Below are 26,131 nucleotides of genomic sequence, written 5' to 3' on the forward strand. Positions count from 1 at the left end.
CATGCAAATGGCACTTGGGCTATTTATCTTTTCACTGCCAACGATTTCATACCAGCAGCTCCAGCGACAAACCTCGTGGCGGCATGTGGCACACAACCGTTTTGATGATGCACCGGACTATCAATATGCCGGCAAAGGCGAGGATAAATTCACCCTTAATTGCAGTATTTCCCACGAGATCCAAATGCTTTCACGGATTGGTCTTGATGGACTACGAGCCATGGCCAATACCGGCAAGCCCTACTTACTCATGGAAGGCACCGGACGCATTTATGGCTTTGTGGTGATTGATGAAATGAACATCACCCAGACCGATTTTTTCCCCGATGGCGCACCACGGAAAACCGAATTTACCCTGTCCTTGACCAAAGTCCGGGATCATAAATTTGGTCAGATTGGTGACCTACTCACGTATGGCGTGTCCTTATTAAGGAAAATATTCTAATGGTCAGCGATTTTTTAGATACCATCAAACAGCAATATCAACAAGCAGCTGCATACGAAAAAGCCATCTATCGTATCGAAGTCAACGGGATCGATATTTCACAATACTTGCAAAATCGCTTGATTTCCCTACGCATTAACGATCACCGTGGGCTGGTCGCAGACAGCCTCGACATCGAACTATCCGACACCGATGGACAACTCGACATTCCACCGGAACAGGCAGAGATCCGGGCATGGATCGGCTGGGAAAGTACCGGTCTGGTGTTTAAAGGCTCTTATCAAGTCACCGGCACCAGCCACAGCGGTCCACCGGACAAAATATCCATTGCAGCCGAAGCAGCAGATCTATCTGAAGGATTACGCCAGAAAAGAGAAAGAACCTGGCATATGATTGCCCTGGGCGACATCATCACCAATATTGCCATTGAATACAGCCTAACACCGCAAATCCACGACAGTCTATACGATCAGGAAATTGCCCATATCGACCAAAACGAATCCGATGCCAATCTCATCACCCGTCTGGCCGACGAACATGATGCTATTGCCACTGTAAAAAATGGCTACTTACTGTTTATGCCCCGTGGTGCAGCACAATCCGCATCCGGATTGGATCTACCGGTGATCTACCTACACCGCAGAAATGGCGATAGTCACAGTTATCGTTCCGGTGACGGTACAGACCGCATAGATGGCGTAAAAGCCTTTTATTACGATACCGACAAGGGGCTAAAAAAACACGTCATCGTGGGCATTGACGAAGGCGGTAACTGCAAAGAGCTACGCTACACCTGCCGGGACAAACAATCCGCAGAACTAGCCGCCAATGCAGAATTCAATCGCAGTAAACGGGCAGCAAAATCCTTCAGCATGACGTTGGCCAGAGGCAATCCCAACATCATTCCGGAACAACAAATCATCGTTGAAGGCTTTAAACCCAGTATCAACGAAATTGTCTGGCTCGGTACCACCATCAGCCACAACTTGGATGCCAACGATGGCTATACCACGGATATTGAATGCGAGATCCAGCTACCCAATGCCGATGATATTAGCGAATTATTTGATGGCAGCATCGAAAAAGAAGACATCGACTATAGCCAATACACCGGTGTTATCGCCATTTATAAAGACAAAAATGGCAAGCAACAAAACTTTAACCTTGGCGACCAAAGCAAGCCATTAACCTTAAAACATGTCTATGGCACAGAAACAACAGCCCAGAATGCAGCCTATCGGGAATACAACCGCATCCGGGAAGCCAACAACCAACCTTTAGTCGAGAAACCCAAAAAAGAGAAAAAAGCCACACTCACCAGAGCAGAAAAAGCCGCCAGACTTAAAAATAAATATGCCTCTTACAGCGGTGTAAAAACCTGGTACAAAGGCAGCAATGGCAAGGATCAAGTCGTGACACTTGGTGGACAAAGCAAACCACTCATCAAAGAACATCTTTATGTCACCAAAAAATCTGCCGATGCCTGGGCAAAACGGGAATATCAAAAAATACAGAATGCCAAAAAATAGGCAAAAAAATACCCACTTGGGGAGGTGGGTAGAAAAAAGGGTTTTTCATTGCAATTATCAGCAGTGCTGACAGACATAAAATATCATATTTAATGATATTTTCAAGTTAAAATCACTATTTATCGTGATTTTAAGCTATTATTTACATATGTTTACAGAGCAGAAATCATGAGAATACCCAAACATGCTTGCCCTCACTGTAAATCGGCAATGATCCTGCGTTCCAGCAGACAGGAACACGCATTATTAAAAACCGTTTACGCCCAGTGTACCAATCCATTTTGCGGAGCCACATTTAAAGGCCGCACAGAATGGCTACAACAGCTCTCCCCTTCCGCCACCCCGAACCCAGAAATACTCAAACAATTGAAGCAACCAGCATGACAGACATCATTGACATCGCACAACAACGCCAACTGGAGCAAGTAAAGATCCAGCCCAGAGATTACACCGCTCTATCACTTGCTGAATGTGAGCAATGCGGCAACGACATTCCACCCCAGCGACAAGCTTATTGCGGTATTACTTTATGTATTGAATGTGCATCGGCAAAAGAAGCCAAAGCCAGGACATTTCGTTAATGCACTGGCCAGCATTTTATTTTGGCTTTTTGATCGGTGCTTTGATGGCACTTATCGCCGTGTGCTGGTATTTAGAAATTCCATTATTCCTGATTCATCGGTTCTAAATAAATTAACAATCTATTTTTGTAAAAGTTAAATTTATACCTTATAATTTGTACATACAAATGTATTTACAAGGTGCATTACAATGGCAACCATTAATATTCGAATAGAAGACGAGCTAAAAGAACGAGCTTATGCCGCTTTAGATAAGCTAGGGATTACGCCATCCGATTTATTGCGTCAAACTTTACAATATGTCGCAGATCAAGAGAAGCTACCCTTTAAAACGCTAGTCGTTTCAGACGAAGACGCAGAGCTTTTGGAAATTGTTAAGCAACGATTAGCCACCCCACAAAAAGGCATTAAGGTAAGCCTAGATGACCTCTAATCCTAAATACAATCTCGAATTTGATCCACGAGCATTAAAGGAATGGAAAAAGCTAGGCGGCACCATTCAAACACAATTTAAAAAGAAACTTGCCAAAATTTTGGAAAATCCACATATCGAAGCCAATCGTTTAAGTGGATTTTCAGACTGTTATAAAATCAAACTTAAAGCGTCAGGCCATCGTTTGGTTTACCAAGTACAAGATGATGTGGTTTTGGTCTTTGTATTAGCTGTGGGCAAGCGTGAACGTAGTGAGGCATATGAGCTGGCACATAATCGAGTAGATGAATAAATACCTTTAACTTAATCTTTCACCTTTTCCAACTCTAAAAATTGTTTTGCTTTCCACGGTTTTAATAGAGGACTTAAAATAAATAAACCAACAACTATTGCGATAATAGATAATAAAAATTGAAATGCAAAAAATACATTTGGCAAATCATTAAGATTTTCACCTGTAGTCCAAGCGATCTGAAAAACCCAAATAGTCGGGAATAAAGAAGCAAATACAAGACCAAAATATAGTATTGTTCCAAGCCAATACAACGTACTTACAACCCAGTTTTTATATATTTTCTTTAATATATAGCGTTTAGTAATTAGATCTTTTTCTAGACAAGATGATGAAGATTCATAATACTTAATAGCAGCTTTTTTATTACGACAAGAAATAATATAAAAAATTAAATCCATATCAGAATGCTTAAATTTCAAATACTTCTGTATTCTCTCAATATCAAAATGATACTTAAGTTCATTCTCAATAGGCTTAAATGAAGCCATAGCTAATAAATCATTTTGATTTTTCAATCTATCTTGTTCACTTTTATTTCGATATTCCAGATAATTTTTAATTTCAGAAATTAATCCTGATTTTGCAATAAAATAAACAAAAACTGTTAAAATAACTAAAAAAATTATGATACATAAAAAAATTAAACCATACGTATCATTTAATAGTTTCTCAATAATAGCATTTAAATCTAATTCCGCATTAATTGACATTACCAGTTAACCTTTCAAATTCTTAATCGCTTCCGTTGTAGCTTTCACCATATCAGTTGTACTTTTCATCTGGTCAGATATCAAATTACTCATGTCCTTATGCGCTGCACCATCGACTTCACGACCAAAATACTTAAGTGCCAATTCTTTACGTACACTAGCCGCTTCCTCAGTTGGGATACTTTCCATAAAACTTGGATAAGCTTGTAGCTCTAATTGTGTTTGATAGTTTTGGTCTGCAAGCTTTTGATGATGCGATGATTGTTTTAAAAAATAGGTGAGTAGGGTTATACAGGCTATTAATGAGGTGATTTTCACAGACCAAAAAATAGCTGAACTTGCATATGATGGCTGATTAATAATGTTATTAAGATAGTCGCTATTCCAAAACCACAAAGAAACTCCAAAAACTAGGGCGAGAGTTAAAAAAAATGCTATCCGATAACCCCACTCATATTTTCTATATTTTACAACTGCATTATTATAAATATTTTCTGTTTTAGCATTATCTGCATTATTCCGCAGTCTTCTAAAATCTTCAACCTCTTTTACTAAATCATTTCTTGTACTTTCTATTTTACGAACAAAGTCATTATTAGCCATTAAGGTGACTTGTTGAGCTTCCCTTTTTAAACCGTCATATAAGGCTGATAAATAATAATTTAGATGTTCCAGATACTTAACTCTTGCCAAAATAAATTCTGAGAACTCAGCAAAACTTCTCTTCTCGTCGCCATATCCTATAAAATTATTTTTTGGGTATACCCTAAAATTTTTAATTCCACTTAATAACAGATCCAGCATAACTCTTATATTATAGAATTCGCTTTTAAGTATTTTTAATATCCACTCACTTGCAATAAAATCATATTCTTTTTCAATACGAACTAAAATATTTTTAAAAATTACACTAATATTATTAATATCAGTGAATGTTGATTCACCTAATAGGTGCATTTCTTTAATATCATGAAAAACTGGATGCTCAATTAGCACCTTTAATTCCTGAATGACCTTATCCCTAAGCTCTTCAAATGCTTTCCGCTCTTCTAGCTGTCTTAATCTATTATTTTCTGCTGGACTTTCCGCCACACCAAATTCCCCACCAAACCAATCACTTATAAAAATTAATACTCTAAATACTTTTCTTTTGGCAAATGAAAATGCCCATCCGCTTTATAATGGAAAAGTACATCAACAATTACAATATGCTGATCTGACACTTTAATAAAATGCAATACCCAATCTGAAGTATAATAATCTCGATATAAACTCTTCACATATTCAGGAATTCCAATATGATAATGCCAAAGTTTATGCTCATAAGCGTATTGATAATTAAATGAATCAAAATCAACACCTTTCCATGAAGGTGTTATCTTACCCTTATATTTAGAAAAATCACTTAACCCATATAGTTCATATATATCTGTAAAATCAATAATTGCATCTTGTTGATCTTCCGGATATCTAGCAAACTCATTCGCAAACTGTTTGCCATATTCAAACGTATAAACCAATTACTTACCCTTAGCCGCATTCAAGATATGCTGACGTTTTTCCTCACGACTCAAACCTTCAGGCATACGAAACCGCTCTGCCGCCAAAGCTTTTTGCATACGAGAGATACTAATTTTTACTGGCGCAGATTCAGTTGTTTTCTTTTGAGTATCGTTAATAACAAAATGCATCATGGACAAACCTCCAAATTTTGGTTAAAAACCACTTGCCAAAAAATAGTAACTTAGTTACGATTTAAAGGCAAGGCAAAATCCTTGTACAGGCGTGAGAACCTGAAATATTTATGATCACAGACGCAAAAAGTCCGTCGCGGGCTATTTTTTTGCGTAAAATCCAGCTTTGCTGTTCTATGGCAGGCTGGACAGGGCAGCCTTCGGGCTGGCCGCTCCCTGTGATCGCGGTATTCTCACCCCTGTTCAGTCTGTCACCATTACCGTGAGAAGTAATGGTGTCAGGTTAAAACTTAACTTGATCACAGGAATAGCAAATGAAACATTTCGCTTCTACGCATTCGCACACTCAAAATTCTGTCATTGAACATACCCCGATCTACGACTTAGACGCATACCAGCAAAAACAGCGTCATCGCCAACGTAAACATACCCTGATCAATACTGCCTCATATCTCTGTATCTTTGGCTTTGCATTTTCCATGTTTTTCTGGGGAGTGTGAACATGAAAAATCTAACCTCTACAGACTTAGAGCATCTAAAGCAAAGAACGATCAAAATTATCCTCAACGAAGCACGCCTATCAAAATCAGAAAAAGTGGCCATGTTCTATGGTTACCTCTTCGCGATGCAAAATTTTGGAATGATCTCTAGCAGTAAATCTGATCTAGAAATAATGGAATTTTCTGAAAAACTAAAATATCTTGGCTAGAGGACAACCATGACAGTACTCACACAACTCGACGATGCCGTATTTATCCACGACCAACAGGTCAAAACCAGCAGCCTAAAAGTTGCCGAAATTTTCAAGAAACGTCATGACAATGTTGTACGAAAAATTGAAAGCTTTTTTGAAGATGAACATGCCCTCAATTTTGAGGGCATGCAAAATAATATTAAAAGTTTTGCATTAGCGCAATTTTGCGCTCATGTTCAAACCGTTGAAATTGGTAATGGTGCGACCCGAGAATCCAAATATTACGAAATGACCAAAGATGGATTTATTTTCTTGGTCATGGGCTTTACCGGTGAAGAAGCAGCCCTGACCAAAATTGCCTACATCAACACCTTTAACCAAATGGCCGCCATGCTCTACAACGTACAGGGCAATCTGCAACACATCCATGTCGGTGCAGCCGTACAACTTAAATCCGGTGGGCCACTCTATACCGTTAGTCGTATCCACTACGACCAAAACGGTTATATGCAAGATGCCGACGTCATGTGGCACGACAAAGCCAAACTATGTCGTGAAACCATCCCTGTTGCCTGCCTATCGCTGGAACAAAAAAACCTCATCCAGAATAAAACCCTGGGCGACTTCTGGCAAAGCATCAACCACTACGGCATAGACAAGCTCAATCACAGTCGGGACAATCGTATTCTGGCACTCAACATCACCCAGCTTTACCAGAGTATCGAAGGTTTACCACCCAAAACCCAGCTATTGGCCAACCTCATGCAGAGCCGAACCCCCTACCCGATCTACATGCAGCACAACCATGCCGTCAGTAGTATCATTACAGGAAAAACCGTCAAATGCTGGATATTTGATGCACGGCAACAGCATACGCTAGAACATACGGAATATCCTCTTGGATAAATACACGTTTTTAAATCAAATCCCCACTCATACAACGAGTTAGGAAAATTAAAGATGAGTTCAACAATACAAATTCAACTGCGCCCCAATATGACAGCAGAACAAAAACTGGAACAGATCCAATATCCAGTTGAAACCCTTAAATATGCATTATCCGCATTCACCAAAATCAGCGAAGGGCTAACACCGAATGAACATACTGCACTGTTTAATCTGCTTCACCATCAAATCTGTGAGATAGATCAAGTATTGAAGTGATAAAAAACCCGACTTAGGTCGGGTTTTTATCATCATTGAAAACATCAGAATTTCTGAAGCTGGATTTATCCAATCCAAAATGTTTAATGAATTTACGGAATCTAGCTTTCCTTTCTAATTCAGACTGGTCATCGTCCTCTCTATCAACAATTTTCAAATCTAAAAGATTACTATCCATTAAAGCGTCTCGATAAGACTGACTATTAACTGCCAACCATAATAGTGCTTTTTTCTCTCCGTAATACATAGAATTACCTATGATATTCATATAAAGTAATTTTTTCTTTTCATCGCCGCTCTGTTCAACTTTTACATAATTTATAATGGTCGGATAAAAATTAAAAGCAGAATAAAAACCTGTAGACTTTGTTTCGTCACTAATTTTACGAATAAATGTCCTTAAAGCTAACCTTACTTCACTTGGAGTCAACGTATCGATTCTGTCTTTCCATTCTTCATTAAGTAGCCTTGTAAATTCATCACTTAATTTACTAAAGATATCTATCGCTTTCAATGACTCTTTACTATTAGTAATGACAAGAGAATTAAAAATATTTCTATTGTAATTCAATAAATTGTAAAACTCATTAATAAAAATCGCATTTTGGGATTCTCTGAGCTGCTGCTGATTAGTCTCTCGAGTTTCCTTCAGTGAAGTCACTTGTAACCAAGTAGAATAAGCAATAGCACAAAGAGCAATTGAAGAAATTAAAGTGTTTAAACTGCCATAAATATCCCCTACTGCACCAAAATTCTCGCCATAGTAAACTGGATCTTTCAAAATCCAATTAAAAAAAATTGAGAATATCCAAGGGAACAAAAACCAAAGTGTTATACCTAACAATATCCATCCAATGTAGTCAGAGATTTTAAAATCTTTCTTAATACTTTTTTCAGTAGAATCACTCACATCACTCTCCCCAGAGCAAACAATACACTATCTAAAAATTATTAAAATCAAGTTTTCTCAATATAACATCGTGTTGTCTATTCACAATAGACAACAAATACCCCAAGACAATCGCCCCTACTCATCCTATGTTTAGCCCATAAAAGCAAAAAGCCAAGAATTTGCGGTTCTCGGCTTTTCTGGTTCAACCCTTAAAGGCAGAAGGATTAAACACTTGTGAGCAATAATAAGCAATTTCGATTTAAATTTCTAGGCTTAATGATGGAATCTATGAACTACAACCCAAATAGCTTTATCAAAATCCTATGGCACATTGCCTTAATGGCTAGTTTTATTATGCTCATACGGTTTTTAATTAAACTAGCTAGCTTCTATATAGGGCTAAACTAATTCAACCACTAAACTGCCCAGCAAAACATTCCACCACCGCCACCAGACCAGCTTTCATATCATCTTTGGTATTCCGATATGCAGTGATGATACGCCGCTCATCCTCACTTAACTGAACATCTACCACAAACTCTTCCTTACGCTTCCCCCAGAGAATATAACCAATATCAAAACCGTAATCTTCCAGCTTATCCAATTGGTCTGTAGTTAATGCATCATTATGTTTTTCATATCTAACTATAGAATTCTTTTTTACCCCTAGGATTTCGGCTAAATCTTCCTGTGTTTTTATATCTAGGCGTTTTCGTTCTTCACGTAATCTTTCACCACGATTAAATAAATCATCATTTTTCATACTTTTTTCCAAATAAGTACTTTTAAATCATCTTTTATCGTGATAAATTAGTTTTACTAAGTAACTAAATCACGATTTATAGGGATTTAACCATGTCTAAATGCAACAATCAATCAAAACAAAACCGAACTCACGTGATTGCTGTACGTGTCACCGAAGCCGAAAGAGCCATCATTGAAAAAGTTGCCTATGAAACCCGGAGAAAACCCACTAGGGTTTTACTGGATGCATTCATACAACAGCAGCAGGAAGCGGATTGTACGACATAGATAAGACTCTTGTAGCATGTGCTACAAATTACAAAAAAACATATACGTTTCATTGCAATAGAGTGTATTTATGTCAGATATATCAAGACGCATCGACGACCGTCTAAACCAGATCTTCAAGTTTAAGCGGCAAGGCGAATGGTACAGGGAAGGTATTTGCCCGCAGTGCAGCAAAAAAGAATGCTACACCCATGCAATAAAACCACGCATCGTCAAATGCGGTCGCTTAAATAAATGCGGCTACGAAGAACACGTCAAAGACATCTGTGAAGATTTATTCAAAGACTGGTCAAAAGAATTTCCAAAAACCGACATAAATCCACATGCCGCAGCCGATGCCTACCTCAAACATGGCCGGGGTTTTGATCTAACACAGCTTAAAGGTTTATACACCCAGGAAACCTTCAGCAACGAGAAAAAATATCCAGGGCTTTATACCGGTACTGTCCGTTTTAAAATAGCTGAAGGGGTTTATTGGGAACGCTTTATCGACCGCCCAGAACGATTTGGCCGTCAGAAAGCCAATTTTATCGGCAAATATGAAGGTCTGGCTTGGTCATTACTTGATCTCGACAACCTGTGTAAAGCGCAAAGCATCTGGATTAGCGAAGGCATATTTAATTCAATCGCCCTGGTACATTCCGGCCAAGCTGCAATTGCCAGCATGTCCACCAGCAACTACCCTTCCAAATTACTCAAACAGATCGAAGACCGCTGCCACGAGTTAAAAATCGACAAGCCACGGTTAATCTGGGCATTCGACAACGACAAAGCCGGCAAAGATGCCATCAAAAAATTTCATATCCGAGCATTACAACAAAAATGGTCATCTTCCGCTGCCCTGCCACCGTACCAAGTTAAAGGTCGTAATTTCGACTGGAACGACCTGTTTTTACACGATCTATTACACAGTGAAGAACGGGTTAAATACCGTCATTACGGTGAATTACTCATTGCAGAAACCGCCGAGCAAGCCGGGTTGCTTATTTATAACTTTAAAGAAGGTCGTACCAAAACCTTTTTCTTTAATCACAACTTACGCCTGTACTGGTTCAATCTAGATTACGACAAATACTCAAAGCGATTAGAGCAAATTGAAAAAGAACCTAGTTTTTTAGAAATGCTTGACGAGAAAAAACGGGAACAGGCATTGCGTGATAGTGCAGCCGTCACCGAGATCTGTAATGCCCAGATCGAACCGCTTTATTTTGAACGTAACGAAGTCACAGGCGAGTCCTGGTATTACTTCAACATGCAAAGCCAATGGGCCGAAAAAAAGACCCAGTTTACAGCCAGTGAAATCGGCAGCCGTAGCAAATTCAAAGATGCAACCATGCAAATCATGGCTGGTGCAATGTGGACAGGCACAGATCAACAACTTGAATTTTTTATCAAACGCAAAACGGAGCGACTTAAAGAAGTAAAAACCACAGACTTTATCGGCTATTCCAGCGAATACCGAACCTATATTTTTCCACAGCATGCTGTCCACGATGGCCAGATCATCGGCATTAACGAACACGACTACTTCAAGATTAAACGGCTTGAACTCAAGTCGCTGGCCAAATCCCCAGTCATCACCATCAATCCGAAAAAAGAATTTAAACCGACCTGGTGGAAAGACTTTTACCGTGTTCGTGGTTGCAAAGGTTTAATCACTCTTGCGTGGTGGACAGGATCTTACTTTGCCGAGCAGATCCGCAGCATTCATAGCTCATATCCATTTATCGAAATCGTCGGTGAAGCTGGTGCAGGTAAATCCCGTTTAATCGAATTCCTTTGGAAATTATCCGGCCGTGAAAATTACGAAGGCTTCGATGCAAACAAAGCCACCAGCGTTGCCGTCTATCGTAACTTTGCCCAGATCTCCAACCTACCCGTCGTCCTGATTGAGGGCGACCGTAACGATCAACAGGGCAATAGCGTCAAACAAGCCAAATTTAGCTGGGACGAATTGAAGGATGCATTTAACGGTCGTGCAATTCGTTCAAAAGGTATCAAAAATGCAGGGAATGAAACGTATGAGCCACCCTTCCGTGGCGCAATCATGATCAGCCAAAATACGTCCATTGCTGCATCAGAAGCGATTTTGACCCGTACATTGCACCTGTTTTTTGACAGGAAAGGCCAGTCACTCGAAACCAAACGTATTGTCGATACGCTTGACCGCATGGATCTTGAAGATACATGCACCTACATGACCCATTGCCTGCGTAAAGAAAACGAAATCCTGCAAACCTACCAAGATCGTTTAAAAAGCATTGAGGACCAATACCACAGTGCCGGCATTACCCATACCCGGATCGCTTTATGCCATGCACAAGTTGCAGCACTGGTTGAAGCATTGGCCGAGCATGTACTTGATGGTGTACTAGATTATGAGGAAGTGGCCAAAGCCCAGGACATGCTCATGGAAATGGCACAAGCCCGGGTTGATCAGCTGAATGGTGATTGCAAAGAAGTCGAGCAATTTTGGGAAGCCTTTGAATATCTGCAATCTGGTCGATCGGCTCAATTCAGCCTCAACCATCATGATCACGATGCCCAGACCGTCGCAATCAATCTCAACGAAATCTACAAAGTTGCGGCACAGCACTATCAGAAGCTGCCGGACATCACTTTGATCAAAGATCTACTCAAGACATCACAGAAGTACAAATTTATCGAAACCAACCGAGCTGTCAGCTCAAACCGCTATCCAGCGGATGCCAGTAAAAACGTCGATGCAGACAATGAAGTGTCCGACCGTCGCCGTACCGTTAAATGCTGGATATTTACCAATCCGAACCTACTTCAAGCCAAGGGGAAATAACCATGAAGCAAAATGAGGATCTACAGTTTAAAGCCTATGCGCTTGATAACTTAATTATTCGTATCAATGAAACAGTCGCAATACTCGAAAATATTGTTGCTGAAGATGAAGTAAAGACAAATGCAAAAAACTATCCGTATTTATACGGCGCAACACGACAAACATTAGCGGTCATTCAAGATCTAGCTAATCGAATCAAAAAAGAAATCGACAACTCAAACGGATCTCCAGACGCCAATCTTTTCAATCCGAATGAGTTGCCATTTATCGACCCTGAAAGTCTAGCCTTAGAGGACTAAAGCCATGTCATATCTTAATGCACTTATCGTACTCATACCAACGCTATATGACCCATTTGCACTAAAAATCATGCTTACCGTACTTGGTATGGCATTTGTGATGCTATTGGTCTGTTTCTGGATAAGCCGTAATTTCCTACATGCACTGATTGCATCTCTCAGCATAACCACCTTGGCTACTGTCATTTCACTTGCACTGGCCAGCGTATTGTCGAGAGGTTAAAAAAAATATGGCAGACCTATCCCAACTTGAAAAGATCATTAACAAAATGGTCGATAGAATCGCCCATCGTCCAACCATACCTCTGGATCAACAACTCTGGGACGAACATGACATCGCTGCCTATTTTGGTTACAGCCTTGACTACACCAAAAAACACATCATGAACCACAAGCAGTTCCCACCGGCACGAATGCTACCCACCAAAGATACCTATGTCCCACGCTGGAAAGCCAGTGATGTGACCAAATACGCTATGGCATTTGATAAACAGACTATTTCATATTAAGGAACAACCAACATGACCACTCAAACTACCGCAAAAATCACAGACATCATCTACTTTCATGGTTGTACACTTCCAATTATTACATGGAACAATATCAACTATGTACCTGCAAAATACCTAACTGACCTCGCTGGTGTAGATTGGCGAACAGCAAAAAGGAGCCTTTTAGATGAGGAAAATATACTTTTATATGCAATAAAACAGTTCAAAAGCCCTGTTATTGCTGCTCAAGGTGGTAGCCCTACCACCCCAGATGATGTTATTCATATTCAATTTGACCGTGCATATTTTTATCTTGCTCGTATTAATACCAAAATCATGAAAGCAATGGGAAATGTCACCGCAGCCGAGCAGCTACTACAGCTACAAATCGAATGGGCAAAAGTCCTACATGACTACGAAACTGACGGCATCGCTATAAAAGGCAAATCCACCCATAACGAACTCATGCAGATCATGAAAATGCGCCAAATGGCAATCGGACAGGAAAAGCAGGTCTTTAGCAAGATGCTACAAAGCAAACTGGCAGAGCTTGGCTATCAACCCGATGGTGAACAAGGTGATCTATTTAAATAAAGAAAAGGGGCTTTTGCCCCTTTCTAAACTATCCATTATTCTGACTGATATATCGCAAAATGCACATTTTGACCAAACTTACTTTGCAACGCACTATGTAAACTATCGAAATTAAATTGCTCAGACCTAAACTTGAAGCCATCAGTACTAATCTCACCATTTTCTTTAATTGAAAATAAAGGCTCAATTACATCAATAGCTGTTTTAACTAACCATGAATACTCATGTAAGCCCGTATGAATAAAATTATTCGACCATTTGTTAATTATTTTTAAGTCCTCTACCTTGATTTCAACAGGTAAATTAAAAAATGTAGCTCCTTGATCTCCCAAAAAGTCAATACATTCACTAATCATAATTTGTTTAGATTTAAAGCTATTATCTGTGTTTTTGGTTACAGCATATGCAATTCCAAGCATTTCAGACTTAATTTTAAGCTCTAGAGCTTGTCGAATCATAAATGGAACCAATTTTGCCAGATACTCAGCTGTACCTGCAGAAGGACATCCCGCGTATAAAGCCTGCATTTTTGCTGTTACGAAAGCATTTTGAGCACTAACATAGTTACTATCAAATATCTCGCCTAACATTTCGTCTGTGCGTGCATCATATATAACATTCAAATTTAGCCGTTTAAGGTCTCCATTAAACGCTTTAAACGTAAAAATAAATTCTTTTGTCACCTCAGCAAGATCACGTTCTTTAACAACATTCAGAAAATGGTCGGCATAAAACAAATCAATATAACTTAAAATACTATGACACTGAGCAATTACCCAATTCTGATCATAATCTTCTTTAGTCAACAGATCAGACAATACCAAAGTTGATTCTGACGCAGCATGTGCAGCTAAATAATCTTCAACTTTAGATTTAATATAGGGGATCAGTGTTTCTAAATTAACTTTTGCATCAGATGCAGTAATTAACTTTAAGGACTCATCAATTTCATTTTGTTGCATATTCAAATACTCACTTACTCAAGTTTAAATTAACGCCGTTACCGATCTAATCTTTAGTTATAGCTTCAACATTGTTAGAAAAATAACAACCTAACTTATTTAAGGGCGTTGACAAAAACTTCAAGGTCTACTACGATAATTTTACCACTCCACATGAGTGGTCGAGTTTCGCAGCTCGCAATCAAAAGGCAGATAGAATCCGCTGCTCAAGCGGTATTTTTTTATCTGAAGAATCCGTACACCTTTCGTTATGGTAGATCGGATGGGGAGGCGAAAGCCTGCCGTTCCTTTTGACGGTACTGCGAACCTCATTCGGTCTGCCACCAAGTTTTCGCAGATTTGGTGGCTATAAAAACCTTTCAAAAGGAAAGCCATAATGAATAAATCAACACAGGCACAAATCCGCCTAACTCAAAGTCATTTCGATAGAATCTGTTATCAACGTATTCAATCCCCAAACTTTGCCCAAAAACCAACTTTCATCCAAAGAATCATCACAACAATCAAAGGGGCAAGCGTATGAACACACTTGACCTCAACGATGCCGTCTTTATCCAAAACCAGCAAATCAAAACTAACAGCCTAAAAGTCGCCAAAATTTTTGCAAAACGACATGACAATGTAATACGTGCTATTGAAAACTTAAAATCAGAATGTGATTCCGATTTTTACCTCCTCAATTTTGAGGAGGTAATCGCTGAATATGAAAATGGTAAGGGTGGAACACAACAAGCACCTGCATATAACCTGACCAAAGATGGATTTACACTTTTAGTCATGGGCTTTACAGGAAAACAGGCCCTACAGTTCAAAACAGACTACATCAACGCCTTTAATCAAATGGCAGCCACCCTATACAACCTTCAACACAACCCAAATCAACTGCACATCGGCGCAAAAGTACAGCTTAATTCAGGCAGCCCACTATTCACCATCACCCAATTCAACCACGATGAGCAAGGCATCATCCAAGATGTCGAAGTCATCTGGTACACACGCAACAAAATCCATCGGGAAACCTTGCCCCTGCAATGCCTCACACTGGATCAAAACAATCTTATCCACCAGCAAACACTCGATAGCTTCTGGAGTGCAATCCACAACTACGGTCTGGACAAACTCAACCACAGCAGAAAACCACACAGCATTGCCCTAAGCCTAGTCAACCTCTACCAAATCATAGAAGGCTTACCACCACGCCCACAACTCACCACTGCCCTACTCAACAGCCATCAACCACACCCTGTATTTATGCAAAGCAATCAGGCAGTCAGTAGTCGTTTAACAGGAAAAACCTGCAAATGCTGGGTATTTAGCACCCCAAAAAATATGATTGAGCATCGGGGAGAATAACAATGACAAAACAAATCGAATTCGGCATCACCCAAGCCCATGCCGACCTCATAGACGAAGTAAGAGCCACCCTCAACATGATCGCAGTTATGGGTATGGACGGCACCAGTGATCATGTCGCCCACCTATCCAAAGGCGACCTCATCACCGTACTGGACAAAGCCCAATTCCGTCTAAAACAGGTACAGGACGAAATGACACCTCTTTAAATCACACCAAGCGGTAACACCCGTTACCGCTTTTACACCCGAAAGTTACCTTTCCAACAATCCAAAATCACACTATAAAAACAATCAATTACGACAGCCTTTGATAATCCGTTACCTTTATGACCTTTTTCCGATACAAAGGATTAAATCTACTTTGATTAAGCTCGTCCACGATCTCATCATTTGTCGGATTATAATAGACCAGAGCAAATTTAGGATCCTTCCAACCGAAGATTTTGCATAAAGTTAAAGCATTTTTAATCCGCTTGGCCATCACACTTGCCGCCTCATGCCTACTATCGTGGAATGTTAGATCTGCATCATCAAGCTTGGCCACAGTCCGGGCTTTTCTAAACAACGTATCACGGCTGCCGTCAGAAACAGAAAAAACTTTGCTTGAATTGTTCGTTCTGCGGATCCGCAGAGCCAAGATCCACAGATCCTTTGCATAGTCATCAAGCGGTACAACTCGACTGGTACCATTTTTCGTATCCGGAAGAATCACACAATCCCGATCCAGTAAAATATCCTCAATCTTCCGACCGACAATTTCCCCCGACCGCATACCCGTGGCCATCGCAATGAGCCAAATCAAGCCCACTTGCTGCATCTTCGTAGTAGGCACAGTACCAGGAACATAATTTAAAGCTGTCAGGATCTTGTCCACTTCATCCAGCTCAACACGACGGACACGATGTGCCGGTTTCTTTGGCTTTCTAACGCTTTCTACAGGATTAAAATCAATCCAGCCCTTATCCCTGCGGCACCAGTTAAAAAATGCAGACAGCGTCGAATAATCACGCAATACAGTCGATGCAGATAAAGGATTGATCGACCGCTTCATTACCATATCTTGATACTGTACCAGATATTCAGCACGATACTTTACCAGTGGAAAATCCGTATTTGGTAAAGTATCAATAAAATAACGGATCCGTTGCTTCTCTTTTTTACCAGTTTTCTTAAATTCCGATACTTCACTTGCATAACGTCGTAAAGCCTCGGCCACAGTCAAAACAATATTCCGTTTATCCAATGCGTCACGAGTACGTTTATTTAAAATAAGATCTCTCTCGGAAAGCACTGCCCACTCTTGAGCATCTTTTTTTCGATCAAAACTTTTTGTCCGACGTTCGCCATCTATAGCAACATCAGCATTCCATTTTCCATTCTTACGTTGATAAACAGATTGGCTCATAAAACATCCATTAAATCACTGGCGGAATCAAGCGGAAATCGAGCGGAGATACATACCGAAATATACCTAAAAATACCCGAAAAAAACCGAAACCCCTAAAACGACAAAACCCCGAAGCCTTTATATATCAAGGCTTCGGGGTTTTGCGTAATAAACTGTTTATTCCTAGTGGTCCCGAGGGTCGGACTCGAACCGACACGTCATCTCTGACAGTGGATTTTGAGTCCACCGCGTCTACCAATTTCACCACCTCGGGAAGGTAGGAATGTGCTGCACATAATACGCCGTTCTTTGAGGTTGTCAATATCTTGGTAGCTCTCTTGTTTATTTTTACAACACTTACACGAAATCATTGGCTTATCGCCGATCATTTGCACGACTTTACCCGATGATGGCAGAAAATCGCTATAATACGTCCTGTCTTTTTATCCATATTAACCGCACATGCAACTTTCCGACTTTAGTTATCATTTACCCGAAGAACTCATCGCACATTATCCTTTAGCAGAACGCAGTGCTTCCCGTTTGTTGCATCTGGATGCTCAGGGACAATTTCATGATCAGCATTTTACTGATCTACTGGATTTACTCGATACAGGTGATGTCCTGATTCTCAATGATACCAAAGTAATGAAGGCCCGTTTAAAAGGTAAGCGCGCATCTGGCGGGGCCATTGAGGTTTTGGTTGAGCGTTTAACCTCGCCCAACACAGCCTACTGTCATATCAAAGCCAGCAATGCACCAAAAGCAGGTGTGGAAATTTTTATCGGGCCAGACCTTATCCCAGCCAAGGTGCAGGGTCGGCATGAAAATTTATTTATCGTTGAGTTTTCTCAACCTGTGCTTGAAGTGTTGGAACAATATGGACAATTGCCAATTCCGCCTTATTTTAATCGTGAAGCAGAAGCAATTGATACCGAGCGTTACCAGACTGTTTTTCATGATCCCAATAAACTGGCCAGTGTGGCCGCGCCTACTGCCAGTTTGCATTTTGACCAGAAATTATTAAAACAATTACAAGACAAAGGGATTCAAGAACATTTTGTGACTTTACATGTCGGAGCAGGTACATTTTTACCTGTTCGGGTGGATAATATTGAAAATCATGTGATGCATTCGGAATGGTGCGAAGTCCCCGCAAGTACAGTCGATGCGATTTTGGCAGCCAAATCTCGTGGTAATAAAGTGATTGCCGTTGGGACTACAGCGACACGTGCGCTTGAAAGTGCAGCACAGGCACATGGTGGGAAACTCGCTGCATGGTCTGGTGATACTCAGATTTTTATTTATCCCGGATATGATTTTAAAGTGGTGGACCGTTTGATTACCAATTTTCATTTACCCGAATCAACGCTGTTAATGCTTGTATCTGCCTTATCAAATCGTGACAATATCCTGAACGCCTATCAGCATGCTGTAGCACAGCGATATCGCTTCTTTAGTTATGGTGATGCAATGCTGATAGATCGCCTACAACACGCATAAATATACAATGAAGAGCAATTATGCCATTAGAACATTTGCAGGAACGCTGGCACTTTCACCAGCGTATGAATAAAAAAGTCTGGAATAATATTCATCGCTTACGCAATATTGCCCTGTCAAATCCCTCCAAACAGGAGGTACTGGATGCTCTGCATCCTTGGCGCTTATCAATTTCTCTACGTTACAACAATACTTTTAGCTATTTATTATTAGGTATCAGTATATTACTGCTGGTTGGTTCAACACTGTATCTCTACCAAACTGGTCTTCCATTACTATTGTGCTGGATTGTGGGAATTTTCCTCGCCGCTTATGCTCTATTGTCAATTGATAAACAAAGTGAAGTCGAGGATATGATCAATCTACTTCAAGACAGCGTTTTTCAGTCCCAGTATGATATTAAGTTTTCAGAATTCCCTACAATTGATCAAAACATTGCAATGAACCAGACCTATATGCTGGCAAAGGTCACTCAAGGGTTCCCTTGTCTAAATGAAGGCAACGCTGGCAATGAAATTGCACAATATGCCGCAACACACTGGCATATCGATGGACATAACTACCCTGTTCTACTGTTACATTATATTGCGGTATCCGAGATTGTTATTCGCAATCAAAAAGGTGAGGAAATTCGTAAAAGAATCGAAACGCCACGCTGGGGCGCATGTGTATTTGATATGCCAGCATTGGCACTGGTCATTAGTAGTGAAAATGTCAATTATGAGCGTTATCCGGTACGCTGGACCAGTAGTGACATTCAGTTTAATCAAAGATTTTACCTGTATGGGCAACAGGAATTTGAACTGGCAAAAAATTTAAGTCCACTACGAACTTTGACCCTCGCCAATCATTTACAGCATATGAAAGGCAGACTGGTCTTTCATGAGCAAATGCAAGCCTTTTGTTATCTCAGCCGACAAAATATTTTTGAATGTAAAAAACCTGCAAAAAATATTACCGATGTATCCCAATTACGCGGCTATTTAAGAACATTACAAGCCCCTCATTATGAACAAATGCAGCATAGTTTAACCGCAATCATTCGTAGTTTTAGAGATGAGAATTTGCTACATTAACTAAGCTTTGTTGACACCAAAGGAAACACTCGATAATAACGGGAATACCGAATTGTTGTTTCTTTAAATTCATTAAAGTTCAAATTTGAACAAATTGGGGAGTATTTATGGGGACGTTAATTTTCTTGATCATCATCATATTCATTGTGGTGATCTTTATCATGATTCGCAATAATATTGTCAAAAATGAAAATGCAACCAAACGTGCCTGGGCAGATGTAGCCAGTTTCGAACGTCAAAAAGTCAAAATACTCGATGATCTCCAACCGCTGATTGATCGTTATGGCGAGTTTGAACAAACCACCATGACACAAATTAGCGCCTTAAGACAAAACATCCTGAATTTAAACAGCGATAAACAGGATGTACGCCAACTAGAACAAATTGAACAGCAAACCTCACAGTTACTTAATGGCATTCATGTACAGGTCGAAGCCTATCCAGAACTAAAAGCCAACGAAATTTATCAAAAACTAATGCATGAAATTACCGAACAAAATGAAAATGTTGGGGCTGCCATCAGTATTTTTAATCGTAATGTTGAGCACTTTAATAACAGTATCCAGATTTTCCCAAACAATGTAGTCAATAGTCTGACTTTAAACCGTAAAGCATTAAAACCTTTTCAGGATCGCGTAATGAATAACGGTTTTGACTATAAGCCCAACTTTCATGGTTAAAATAAGGATTTAAAAATTGATTGTCAGTCTTGAGATAAAATGAAGACACCATCACCAGATTTTAAAATTGTCAGCGCAATATCTGGTTTTATTGATTAATATGATCATTGTAGAATATGCTGAACAGCCTAAGCGACCACAATTTAAGAACTTAGAGAGATAAACTATGCCAAGTGAAAGAATCCAGCCAGTTACAAATCCTCCAGGTGAAAATGCACTTTTTATGATTTTGACCATTAATCAAAATCAGGATGCGCTTGATAGCGTGATTGACTTTGCAGCCGGATTTACTGCCATCGTGCGGAGTTTAAGCAAGCGTTTTCCACAAAGTCATTTTAATGCAGTGATGGGTTTTGGTTCAGATGCATGGGATCGCCTGTTCCCCAATCAGCCGAAACCGAAAGAACTGGCAACATTTCAAGAAATTCGTGGCAAAAAATATGTGGCGGTCTCCACTGCGGGCGATTTATTTTTCCATGTACGTGCCGATAGCCAGGACATTTGTTTTGAGCTAGCCTCAATCATTCATCAGCAATTGCATGATGCAACAAGCGCAGTAGATGAAACGCATGGTTTTAGATATTTGGATGGTCGTGCCATTATTGGTTTTGTGGATGGGACAGAAAACCCAGAAAGTGAAATTGCCGCCGATTATGCCTTGGTCGGTGATGAAGATCCTGAGTTTAAGCATGGAAGTTATGCCTTTACCCAGAAATATTTACACGATATGGAAAAATGGCGCGCCCTTTCTACCGAAGAACAGGAAAAGGTGATTGGTCGTCGCAAGTTTGATGATATTGAACTGAGTGATGAAGAAAAACCAAAAACTGCCCATAATAATGTCAGTAAAGCCCATGATGCCGATGGCAACGAACTCAAAATCCTGCGTGCCAATGTGGCCTTTGCCAAGCCCTCAAGCAATGAATATGGCACTTACTTTATTGGCTATGCCAAAAGTTTTAGTGTCACACATACCATGCTAAAAAACATGTTTAGTGGCAACGAAGAAGGCTTTACCGATCGCTTACTGGATTTCAGTACACCAATTTCGGGCTGTTTATTCTTTGTCCCAACTTATGATTTTCTTGATGATCTAGGTGATGATTAACATATAACCTGTAGCGGATGATTCAAACTTCTTTTATATATTCATGGTCTAAAACACCCATAGCTTAAGGAAAAATTTCTATGGGTGTGTTATTTTTAATTTGATTCCACAATTCATCCATATCTTCATTGGACACCGCAATACAGCCCCATGTCCAGTCTTTGGCTGGCAAGTAATGGTAAAGTGGCTGACCTTTTGCGCCGCCCAAAGCTTTCATCGATCCATGAATCATAACATCACCGCCTGCACTCACACCTCGAGCCTTAGCCTGCGCTTGGTCCTGTGCATTGGGATAAGAAATATGCAGGGATTTATAAAATTGGCTATTAGGATTACGCCAATCTAGTCGATAGAGGCCTTCAGGTGTTTTACCATCTCCTTCTGTAGTTTTATGACCAACTGGTTCAAAGCCCAAACGCATTTTATAGGTTTTTATCACTTGCCCTTGCTGTAATAGCTTAAGTTCCCGTCTGGATTTATAGACTTCAACCTTATCAACCACAACATGTTGCCAATCTACGGGTTGTATTGCTGTTTTCTCGGTTGTCGGACTCGGCATAAATTGATTGAATCGCAGCACAAGTAACACTGCAACAATCAATAGAACCAATAAAATAATAAGTTTTTTCATCTATCTCTTTTCCGCTGCTGGCAGCAGCATTATCCGATTTTTAAATTGGTCCATCTTTAAGCCATCTTTTGCACATTCTATCCTGTTGTTATATTGCATGGTATTACATTCCAACTTAGGCATTCTATTGATTAAATTAACATATCCCAATACATTTTTTTGTATGGAAACTGCATTAAAACTGGCACTTCTGGCTAAAATCTAAGACAATATGCGCCAACCAGCGAACTGTTTTTTCGCCCATTCAAGGTATGTATGAAATTTGAGAAATTAAACCAGTCGGGACGTGCCCGTCGCGGTCGTTTGACGTTAAATCATGGTCAGGTAGAAACGCCTGCTTTTATGCCTGTCGGTACTTATGGCACAGTAAAAGGGATGTTACCTCGGGATATCGAGGAAATTGGCGCTCACATTATTTTGGGTAACACCTTTCATCTTTATTTGCGTCCCGGTCTGGACGTGATTAAAGAACATGGTGGCTTACATCAATTCGTCAAATGGGACAAACCCATTCTAACCGATTCCGGTGGTTTTCAGGTGTTTAGTCTCGGTGAAATGCGCCAGATTAAAGAAGAAGGTGTTACTTTCCGTTCCCCAATTGATGGGGCAAAAGTCTTTCTATCACCAGAAGTATCCATGGAAATCCAGCGCGTATTGAATTCCGATATCGTGATGATTTTTGATGAATGTACGCCTTATCCTGCTACACATGAACAGGCACAAAAATCATTACAGTTGTCTTTGCGCTGGGCCAAACGCTGTAAAGTCGCACATACCGAAAATGGTAATCCCAATGCGCTATTCGGCATTATTCAGGGCGGTATGTATGAAGATTTACGTGATGAATCCTTAAACGGTTTACTTGAAATCGGTTTTGATGGTTATGCCATTGGCGGATTATCCGTTGGTGAACCAAAAGAGGAAATGATCAAAGTACTGGATTATTTGCCCAATAAAATGCCAGCAGACAAACCACGCTACCTGATGGGCGTCGGCAAACCAGAAGATATCGTTGAAGCGGTACGTCGTGGTGTAGATATGTTCGACTGCGTGATGCCAACCCGAAACGCACGTAATGCACATTATTTTGTTACAGATGGCGTAGTACGCATCCGTAACAGTCAGTATCGTCATGATCAACAGCCGCTTGATCCACATTGTGATTGCTATACGTGCAAGAACTTTACTCGTGCCTATTTATTCCACCTGGAAAAATGTGGGGAAATGCTCGGCGCCATGCTCGGAACCATTCATAATCTACGTTATTATCAACGGCTGATGCAAGCGATCCGTGATGCGCTGGATGCCGGAACCTTTGAACAATTTGTACAGGACTTTTATCAGCGCCGTGGGCTGGAAGTTCCTGTTTGTGACACTGAATCATTTGCGTAGTTGCACAATACAAGGTAAATTGCTGTGCAGCGTTTTTATAAATTTAAATTGTAAGTTTTAATTGTTTTACGTGATTAGGAAAGATACATGAGTTTATTTATTTCTACAGCTTATGCTGCTCAAGGTGCTCAAGGTCAGAGCCCATATATGTCACTCATCATGATTGTGGTGATGATTGCGATTTTCTATTTCCTGTTGATTCGTCCACAATCCAAACGTGTCAAAGAACACCGTGCTTTGGTTGAAAGTCTATCTGAAGGCAGTGAAGTGGTTTTTGCAGGCGGTTTGATGGGTCGTATTATCAAAATTGATGGTGACTATGCAGTGGTTGAACTTAGCCGTGGCAACGAAGTCAAAATTCAGCGTGCATCGGTAATCTCTGTATTACCTGAAGGCACACTTAATAATCTTTAATATCAAGTCCGTGCGCAAGCACGGCTTTTCATTTTAAGAAGAATATAGAATGCGTTACCCTGCATGGAAATATGTGCTGATCATTTTTGTATTAGTGCTAAGTACGATCTATGCGTTACCCAGCCTTTACCCGGATGAGCACGCTGTGCAGATCTCCGGTGCAAAAGCCGGTACGCTGATTGATGACTCAATTGTACAAAAAGCAGAACAAGCTTTACAGCAAGCCAATATTGCAACCCACAACAACAGCTTTACCAACAATGCCGCATTATTGCGTATTGCCGATAATAAAGCTGAAACCCAGTTAAAAGCTCAGGATGTATTGCGCCATAATCTCGGTGACAATTATGTGGTGGCACTTAACCTTGCGCCAACCACACCAGAATGGCTACAAAAACTTGGTGCCAAACCCATGAAACTGGGTCTGGACTTGCGCGGTGGTGTACACTTTCTGCTTGAAGTGGATATGGACAAAGCGATTAGCCAGCGTATGGAAACATCTGCTGCCGATATTCGCCGCCAGTTCCGTGAAAATAAAATTCCCTTTAATCAGCTAAGCTTGACTGCAAATACCATTACTGTCCGTTTTGCCAATAATAATGATCGTACAGCTGCGATGGATTTTCTACGTCGCAATGGCAATGAATGGACCCAGCAAGCGCTTGCTAGCGATGATGGCAGTATGCTTAGACTATCCTATAGCGATGCCAAACGTCAGGAAATCGAATCCTATGCAGTCGATCAAAACCTGACTACGCTACGTAACCGTATCAACGAACTCGGTGTTGCCGAAGCATTGGTACAACGTCAGGGTAGCAATCGTATTGTCGTGGACTTACCAGGTGTACAGGATACTGCCGAAGCCAAACGTGTACTTGGACGTACGGCTAACCTTGAATTCCGTCTGGTTTCCGACCAGAATGATCAGGTGGTTAATCCATATACCTATCAATACAATGGCCAGCCTATTCCTGCCGGTACAGAGCTTTTTGACTATCAGGAAATCAATAGCGGGAAAAAATTACTGCTGCAACGTCAGCGTATTTTAACCGGCGAACGTGTGCAAAATGCCCGTTCTGGCTTTAGTCAGGATTCTGGTGGTGCAGAAGTCAATATCACACTGGATGCTGCCGGCGGTAAACTGATGGCGGATGCGACACGTAATGCGGTCGGCAAACGTATGGCTGTATTGTTTATTGAAAATAAACAACGGATCAGCTATGTCAATGACCCAGCAACCGGAACACAAACCGAAGTCCGTACACCATATACCGAATCTGTGATTATCAATGCAGCCACCATTCAGGCGGTATTGGGTTCCCAATTCCGTATCACTGGTCTGGATTCACCACAGGAAGCTTCTGAACTTGCCTTGATGCTACGTGCCGGTGCACTGGCCGCTCCGATGTATTTCGTTGAGGAACGTGTAGTTGGGCCAAGTCTGGGACAAGAAAATATCGACAAAGGTATTTTATCGACCCAGATTGGTTTCCTACTGGTGGCGATCTGGATGGTGGTGTTCTTCCGTTTATTCGGTTTAATTGCCAACTTTGCGCTGGTCTTTAACCTTGCCATGATTCTCGCTATCATGTCCTTAATGGGCGCAGCATTGACCTTGCCAGGGATTGCCGGGATCGTGATTACCATCGGTATGGCGGTTGATGCCAACGTACTGATCTGTGAACGAATACGGGAAGAAATACGCTGGGGTGCCTCCCCCAAACAGGCGATTGTGGCAGGTTATGATCGTGCCTATAACACCATTTTCGACTCGAACCTGACCACGTTTATCGTTGCATTGATCCTGTTTGCCATTGGTACAGGCCCGATTAAAGGCTTTGCTGTGACATTAATGATCGGTATCGTTTGCTCAATGTTTACTGCAATCACCGTGACTCGTGCGATCGTACAATTGATCTATGGCAAACGTCGCAACTTGCAAAAGTTGAGCATTTAAG

At 40.6% G+C, this 26,131-nt stretch carries 34 protein-coding genes and 1 tRNA gene; 25 read left to right on the plus strand and 10 right to left on the minus strand.

The features are described from left to right. Window positions 1-7: 7 nt before the first annotated feature. The 6 genes from CAP51_RS03640 (at window position 8) to CAP51_RS03665 (ending at window position 3,280) form a co-directional block, all read left to right on the plus strand. Window positions 8-445 carry a phage tail protein gene (locus CAP51_RS03640; RefSeq protein ID WP_425426733.1) on the plus strand — a complete coding sequence of 146 codons (438 nt, stop codon included), beginning with the start codon at window positions 8-10 and terminating at the stop codon, window positions 443-445. Continuing rightward, window positions 445-1,974 (plus strand): contractile injection system protein, VgrG/Pvc8 family, encoded by a 1,530-nt coding sequence (locus CAP51_RS03645; protein WP_087619381.1) that lies wholly within the window; start codon window positions 445-447, stop codon window positions 1,972-1,974. Before CAP51_RS03640 ends, CAP51_RS03645 begins: the two co-directional genes overlap by 1 nt. A 168-nt stretch (window positions 1,975-2,142) precedes the next feature. Next, a complete protein-coding gene (locus CAP51_RS03650; protein ID WP_087619382.1) occupies window positions 2,143-2,358 on the plus strand; it encodes an Ogr/Delta-like zinc finger protein in 216 nt (71 codons plus the stop codon). Continuing rightward, entirely contained in the window at window positions 2,355-2,555 is a 201-nt protein-coding gene (locus CAP51_RS03655; protein WP_087619383.1) for a TraR/DksA C4-type zinc finger protein, read from the plus strand. Before CAP51_RS03650 ends, CAP51_RS03655 begins: the two co-directional genes overlap by 4 nt. Window positions 2,556-2,745: 190 nt before the next feature. Next, window positions 2,746-2,988, plus strand: coding sequence for a type II toxin-antitoxin system RelB/DinJ family antitoxin (locus tag CAP51_RS03660; protein WP_070069784.1), 243 nt, complete (start codon window positions 2,746-2,748; stop codon window positions 2,986-2,988). Further along, window positions 2,978-3,280, plus strand: a complete 303-nt coding sequence (locus CAP51_RS03665) for a type II toxin-antitoxin system RelE family toxin (RefSeq protein WP_087619384.1) — start codon at window positions 2,978-2,980, stop codon at window positions 3,278-3,280. The genes CAP51_RS03660 and CAP51_RS03665 overlap by 11 nt, the downstream gene beginning before the upstream one ends. 11 nt (window positions 3,281-3,291) lie before the next feature. Here CAP51_RS03665 and CAP51_RS03670 read toward each other — a convergent pair whose 3' ends face one another. From CAP51_RS03670 to CAP51_RS03685, 4 genes are read right to left on the minus strand one after another with little or no spacing between them, the layout of a single operon-like run. Next, entirely contained in the window at window positions 3,292-3,993 is a 702-nt protein-coding gene (locus tag CAP51_RS03670; protein WP_087619385.1) for a hypothetical protein, read from the minus strand. 6 nt (window positions 3,994-3,999) lie between these two features. Next, the gene (locus CAP51_RS03675) at window positions 4,000-5,085 is read right to left on the minus strand and encodes a hypothetical protein (RefSeq protein ID WP_087619386.1); all 1,086 of its coding nucleotides are present in this window, start codon (window positions 5,083-5,085) and stop codon (window positions 4,000-4,002) included. 35 nt (window positions 5,086-5,120) lie between these two features. Then, window positions 5,121-5,513 carry a hypothetical protein gene (locus tag CAP51_RS03680; protein ID WP_087619387.1) on the minus strand — a complete coding sequence of 131 codons (393 nt, stop codon included), beginning with the start codon at window positions 5,511-5,513 and terminating at the stop codon, window positions 5,121-5,123. Then, the gene (locus CAP51_RS03685; RefSeq protein WP_245809066.1) at window positions 5,514-5,687 is read right to left on the minus strand and encodes a hypothetical protein; all 174 of its coding nucleotides are present in this window, start codon (window positions 5,685-5,687) and stop codon (window positions 5,514-5,516) included. Window positions 5,688-6,001: 314 nt separating this feature from the next. Between CAP51_RS03685 and CAP51_RS03690 the strand changes: the two genes are divergently transcribed. From CAP51_RS03690 to CAP51_RS03705, 4 genes are read left to right on the plus strand one after another with little or no spacing between them, the layout of a single operon-like run. Further along, window positions 6,002-6,187, plus strand: coding sequence for a hypothetical protein (locus tag CAP51_RS03690; protein ID WP_087619389.1), 186 nt, complete (start codon window positions 6,002-6,004; stop codon window positions 6,185-6,187). A gap of 2 nt (window positions 6,188-6,189) precedes the next feature. Next, window positions 6,190-6,396: a hypothetical protein gene (locus tag CAP51_RS03695; RefSeq protein WP_087619390.1), complete on the plus strand. Its 207-nt coding sequence runs from the start codon at window positions 6,190-6,192 to the stop codon at window positions 6,394-6,396. A 9-nt stretch (window positions 6,397-6,405) separates the two neighbouring features. After that, a complete protein-coding gene (locus tag CAP51_RS03700; RefSeq protein WP_087619391.1) occupies window positions 6,406-7,287 on the plus strand; it encodes a Rha family transcriptional regulator in 882 nt (293 codons plus the stop codon). A 54-nt stretch (window positions 7,288-7,341) separates the two neighbouring features. Beyond that, window positions 7,342-7,545, plus strand: coding sequence for a hypothetical protein (locus tag CAP51_RS03705; protein WP_087619392.1), 204 nt, complete (start codon window positions 7,342-7,344; stop codon window positions 7,543-7,545). Between the two features lie 13 nt (window positions 7,546-7,558). Here CAP51_RS03705 and CAP51_RS03710 read toward each other — a convergent pair whose 3' ends face one another. Both CAP51_RS03710 and CAP51_RS03715 read right to left on the minus strand, forming a co-directional pair. Beyond that, window positions 7,559-8,455, minus strand: a complete 897-nt coding sequence (locus tag CAP51_RS03710; protein WP_087619393.1) for a hypothetical protein — start codon at window positions 8,453-8,455, stop codon at window positions 7,559-7,561. 391 nt (window positions 8,456-8,846) lie between these two features. After that, window positions 8,847-9,200: a helix-turn-helix domain-containing protein gene (locus CAP51_RS03715; RefSeq protein ID WP_087619394.1), complete on the minus strand. Its 354-nt coding sequence runs from the start codon at window positions 9,198-9,200 to the stop codon at window positions 8,847-8,849. A gap of 92 nt (window positions 9,201-9,292) precedes the next feature. On the opposite strand from CAP51_RS03715, the gene CAP51_RS17315 reads away from it, so the two are divergent. The 6 genes from CAP51_RS17315 to CAP51_RS17320 all read left to right on the plus strand — a co-directional run bounded on the left by CAP51_RS17315 (window position 9,293) and on the right by CAP51_RS17320 (window position 13,665). After that, on the plus strand, window positions 9,293-9,469 hold the full coding sequence (locus CAP51_RS17315; RefSeq protein ID WP_171294721.1) for a hypothetical protein: 177 nt from the start codon (window positions 9,293-9,295) through the stop codon (window positions 9,467-9,469). A 70-nt stretch (window positions 9,470-9,539) separates the two neighbouring features. Then, on the plus strand, window positions 9,540-12,281 hold the full coding sequence (locus CAP51_RS03720; protein ID WP_087619395.1) for a toprim domain-containing protein: 2,742 nt from the start codon (window positions 9,540-9,542) through the stop codon (window positions 12,279-12,281). A 2-nt stretch (window positions 12,282-12,283) separates the two neighbouring features. Next, the gene (locus CAP51_RS03725; protein ID WP_087619396.1) at window positions 12,284-12,580 is read left to right on the plus strand and encodes a hypothetical protein; all 297 of its coding nucleotides are present in this window, start codon (window positions 12,284-12,286) and stop codon (window positions 12,578-12,580) included. A 4-nt stretch (window positions 12,581-12,584) separates the two neighbouring features. After that, entirely contained in the window at window positions 12,585-12,803 is a 219-nt protein-coding gene (locus CAP51_RS03730) for a hypothetical protein (RefSeq protein WP_087619397.1), read from the plus strand. Window positions 12,804-12,810: 7 nt separating this feature from the next. Next, entirely contained in the window at window positions 12,811-13,089 is a 279-nt protein-coding gene (locus CAP51_RS03735; RefSeq protein ID WP_087619398.1) for a hypothetical protein, read from the plus strand. 12 nt (window positions 13,090-13,101) lie between these two features. Continuing rightward, window positions 13,102-13,665, plus strand: a complete 564-nt coding sequence (locus CAP51_RS17320) for a hypothetical protein (protein WP_087619399.1) — start codon at window positions 13,102-13,104, stop codon at window positions 13,663-13,665. 35 nt (window positions 13,666-13,700) lie between these two features. Here the strand turns inward: CAP51_RS17320 and CAP51_RS03745 are convergent, their stop codons facing one another. Continuing rightward, window positions 13,701-14,627 carry a hypothetical protein gene (locus tag CAP51_RS03745; RefSeq protein WP_087619400.1) on the minus strand — a complete coding sequence of 309 codons (927 nt, stop codon included), beginning with the start codon at window positions 14,625-14,627 and terminating at the stop codon, window positions 13,701-13,703. Between the two features lie 519 nt (window positions 14,628-15,146). Here CAP51_RS03745 and CAP51_RS03750 point away from each other — a divergent pair. Then, complete coding sequence (locus CAP51_RS03750; RefSeq protein ID WP_087619401.1) at window positions 15,147-15,980, plus strand: Rha family transcriptional regulator; 834 nt, start codon at window positions 15,147-15,149, stop codon at window positions 15,978-15,980. A 2-nt stretch (window positions 15,981-15,982) separates the two neighbouring features. Beyond that, window positions 15,983-16,189: a hypothetical protein gene (locus CAP51_RS03755; RefSeq protein WP_087619402.1), complete on the plus strand. Its 207-nt coding sequence runs from the start codon at window positions 15,983-15,985 to the stop codon at window positions 16,187-16,189. Window positions 16,190-16,277: 88 nt separating this feature from the next. Here the strand turns inward: CAP51_RS03755 and CAP51_RS03760 are convergent, their stop codons facing one another. Together CAP51_RS03760 and CAP51_RS03765 are read right to left on the minus strand one after the other, a co-directional pair. Continuing rightward, window positions 16,278-17,387, minus strand: coding sequence for a tyrosine-type recombinase/integrase (locus CAP51_RS03760; protein ID WP_087619403.1), 1,110 nt, complete (start codon window positions 17,385-17,387; stop codon window positions 16,278-16,280). A 169-nt stretch (window positions 17,388-17,556) separates the two neighbouring features. Beyond that, a tRNA-Leu gene (locus CAP51_RS03765) sits at window positions 17,557-17,643 on the minus strand. 188 nt (window positions 17,644-17,831) lie between these two features. Between CAP51_RS03765 and queA the strand changes: the two genes are divergently transcribed. The 4 genes from queA to CAP51_RS03785 all read left to right on the plus strand — a co-directional run bounded on the left by queA (window position 17,832) and on the right by CAP51_RS03785 (window position 21,736). Next, the gene (queA, locus tag CAP51_RS03770; protein ID WP_087619404.1) at window positions 17,832-18,872 is read left to right on the plus strand and encodes a tRNA preQ1(34) S-adenosylmethionine ribosyltransferase-isomerase QueA; all 1,041 of its coding nucleotides are present in this window, start codon (window positions 17,832-17,834) and stop codon (window positions 18,870-18,872) included. Window positions 18,873-18,892: 20 nt separating this feature from the next. After that, window positions 18,893-19,948, plus strand: a complete 1,056-nt coding sequence (locus CAP51_RS03775) for a hypothetical protein (RefSeq protein WP_087619405.1) — start codon at window positions 18,893-18,895, stop codon at window positions 19,946-19,948. A gap of 107 nt (window positions 19,949-20,055) precedes the next feature. Further along, window positions 20,056-20,628 carry a LemA family protein gene (locus CAP51_RS03780; protein WP_087619406.1) on the plus strand — a complete coding sequence of 191 codons (573 nt, stop codon included), beginning with the start codon at window positions 20,056-20,058 and terminating at the stop codon, window positions 20,626-20,628. A 166-nt stretch (window positions 20,629-20,794) separates the two neighbouring features. Next, window positions 20,795-21,736, plus strand: a complete 942-nt coding sequence (locus CAP51_RS03785; RefSeq protein WP_087619407.1) for a Dyp-type peroxidase — start codon at window positions 20,795-20,797, stop codon at window positions 21,734-21,736. 64 nt (window positions 21,737-21,800) lie between these two features. On the opposite strand, the gene CAP51_RS03790 is transcribed toward CAP51_RS03785, so the two are convergent. Further along, the gene (locus CAP51_RS03790; RefSeq protein WP_087619408.1) at window positions 21,801-22,367 is read right to left on the minus strand and encodes a L,D-transpeptidase family protein; all 567 of its coding nucleotides are present in this window, start codon (window positions 22,365-22,367) and stop codon (window positions 21,801-21,803) included. 255 nt (window positions 22,368-22,622) lie between these two features. On the opposite strand from CAP51_RS03790, the gene tgt reads away from it, so the two are divergent. From tgt to secD, 3 genes are all read left to right on the plus strand, one after another. After that, the gene (tgt, locus tag CAP51_RS03795) at window positions 22,623-23,759 is read left to right on the plus strand and encodes a tRNA guanosine(34) transglycosylase Tgt (protein ID WP_087619409.1); all 1,137 of its coding nucleotides are present in this window, start codon (window positions 22,623-22,625) and stop codon (window positions 23,757-23,759) included. An 87-nt stretch (window positions 23,760-23,846) separates the two neighbouring features. Beyond that, complete coding sequence (yajC, locus tag CAP51_RS03800) at window positions 23,847-24,173, plus strand: preprotein translocase subunit YajC (RefSeq protein ID WP_087619410.1); 327 nt, start codon at window positions 23,847-23,849, stop codon at window positions 24,171-24,173. Window positions 24,174-24,222: 49 nt separating this feature from the next. Beyond that, window positions 24,223-26,130 (plus strand): protein translocase subunit SecD, encoded by a 1,908-nt coding sequence (gene secD / locus CAP51_RS03805; RefSeq protein ID WP_087619411.1) that lies wholly within the window; start codon window positions 24,223-24,225, stop codon window positions 26,128-26,130. Window position 26,131 lies beyond the last annotated feature (1 nt).

The sequence above is a fragment of the Acinetobacter populi genome, assembly GCF_002174125.1.
GTDB classification, from domain to species: Bacteria; Pseudomonadota; Gammaproteobacteria; order Pseudomonadales; family Moraxellaceae; genus Acinetobacter; species Acinetobacter populi.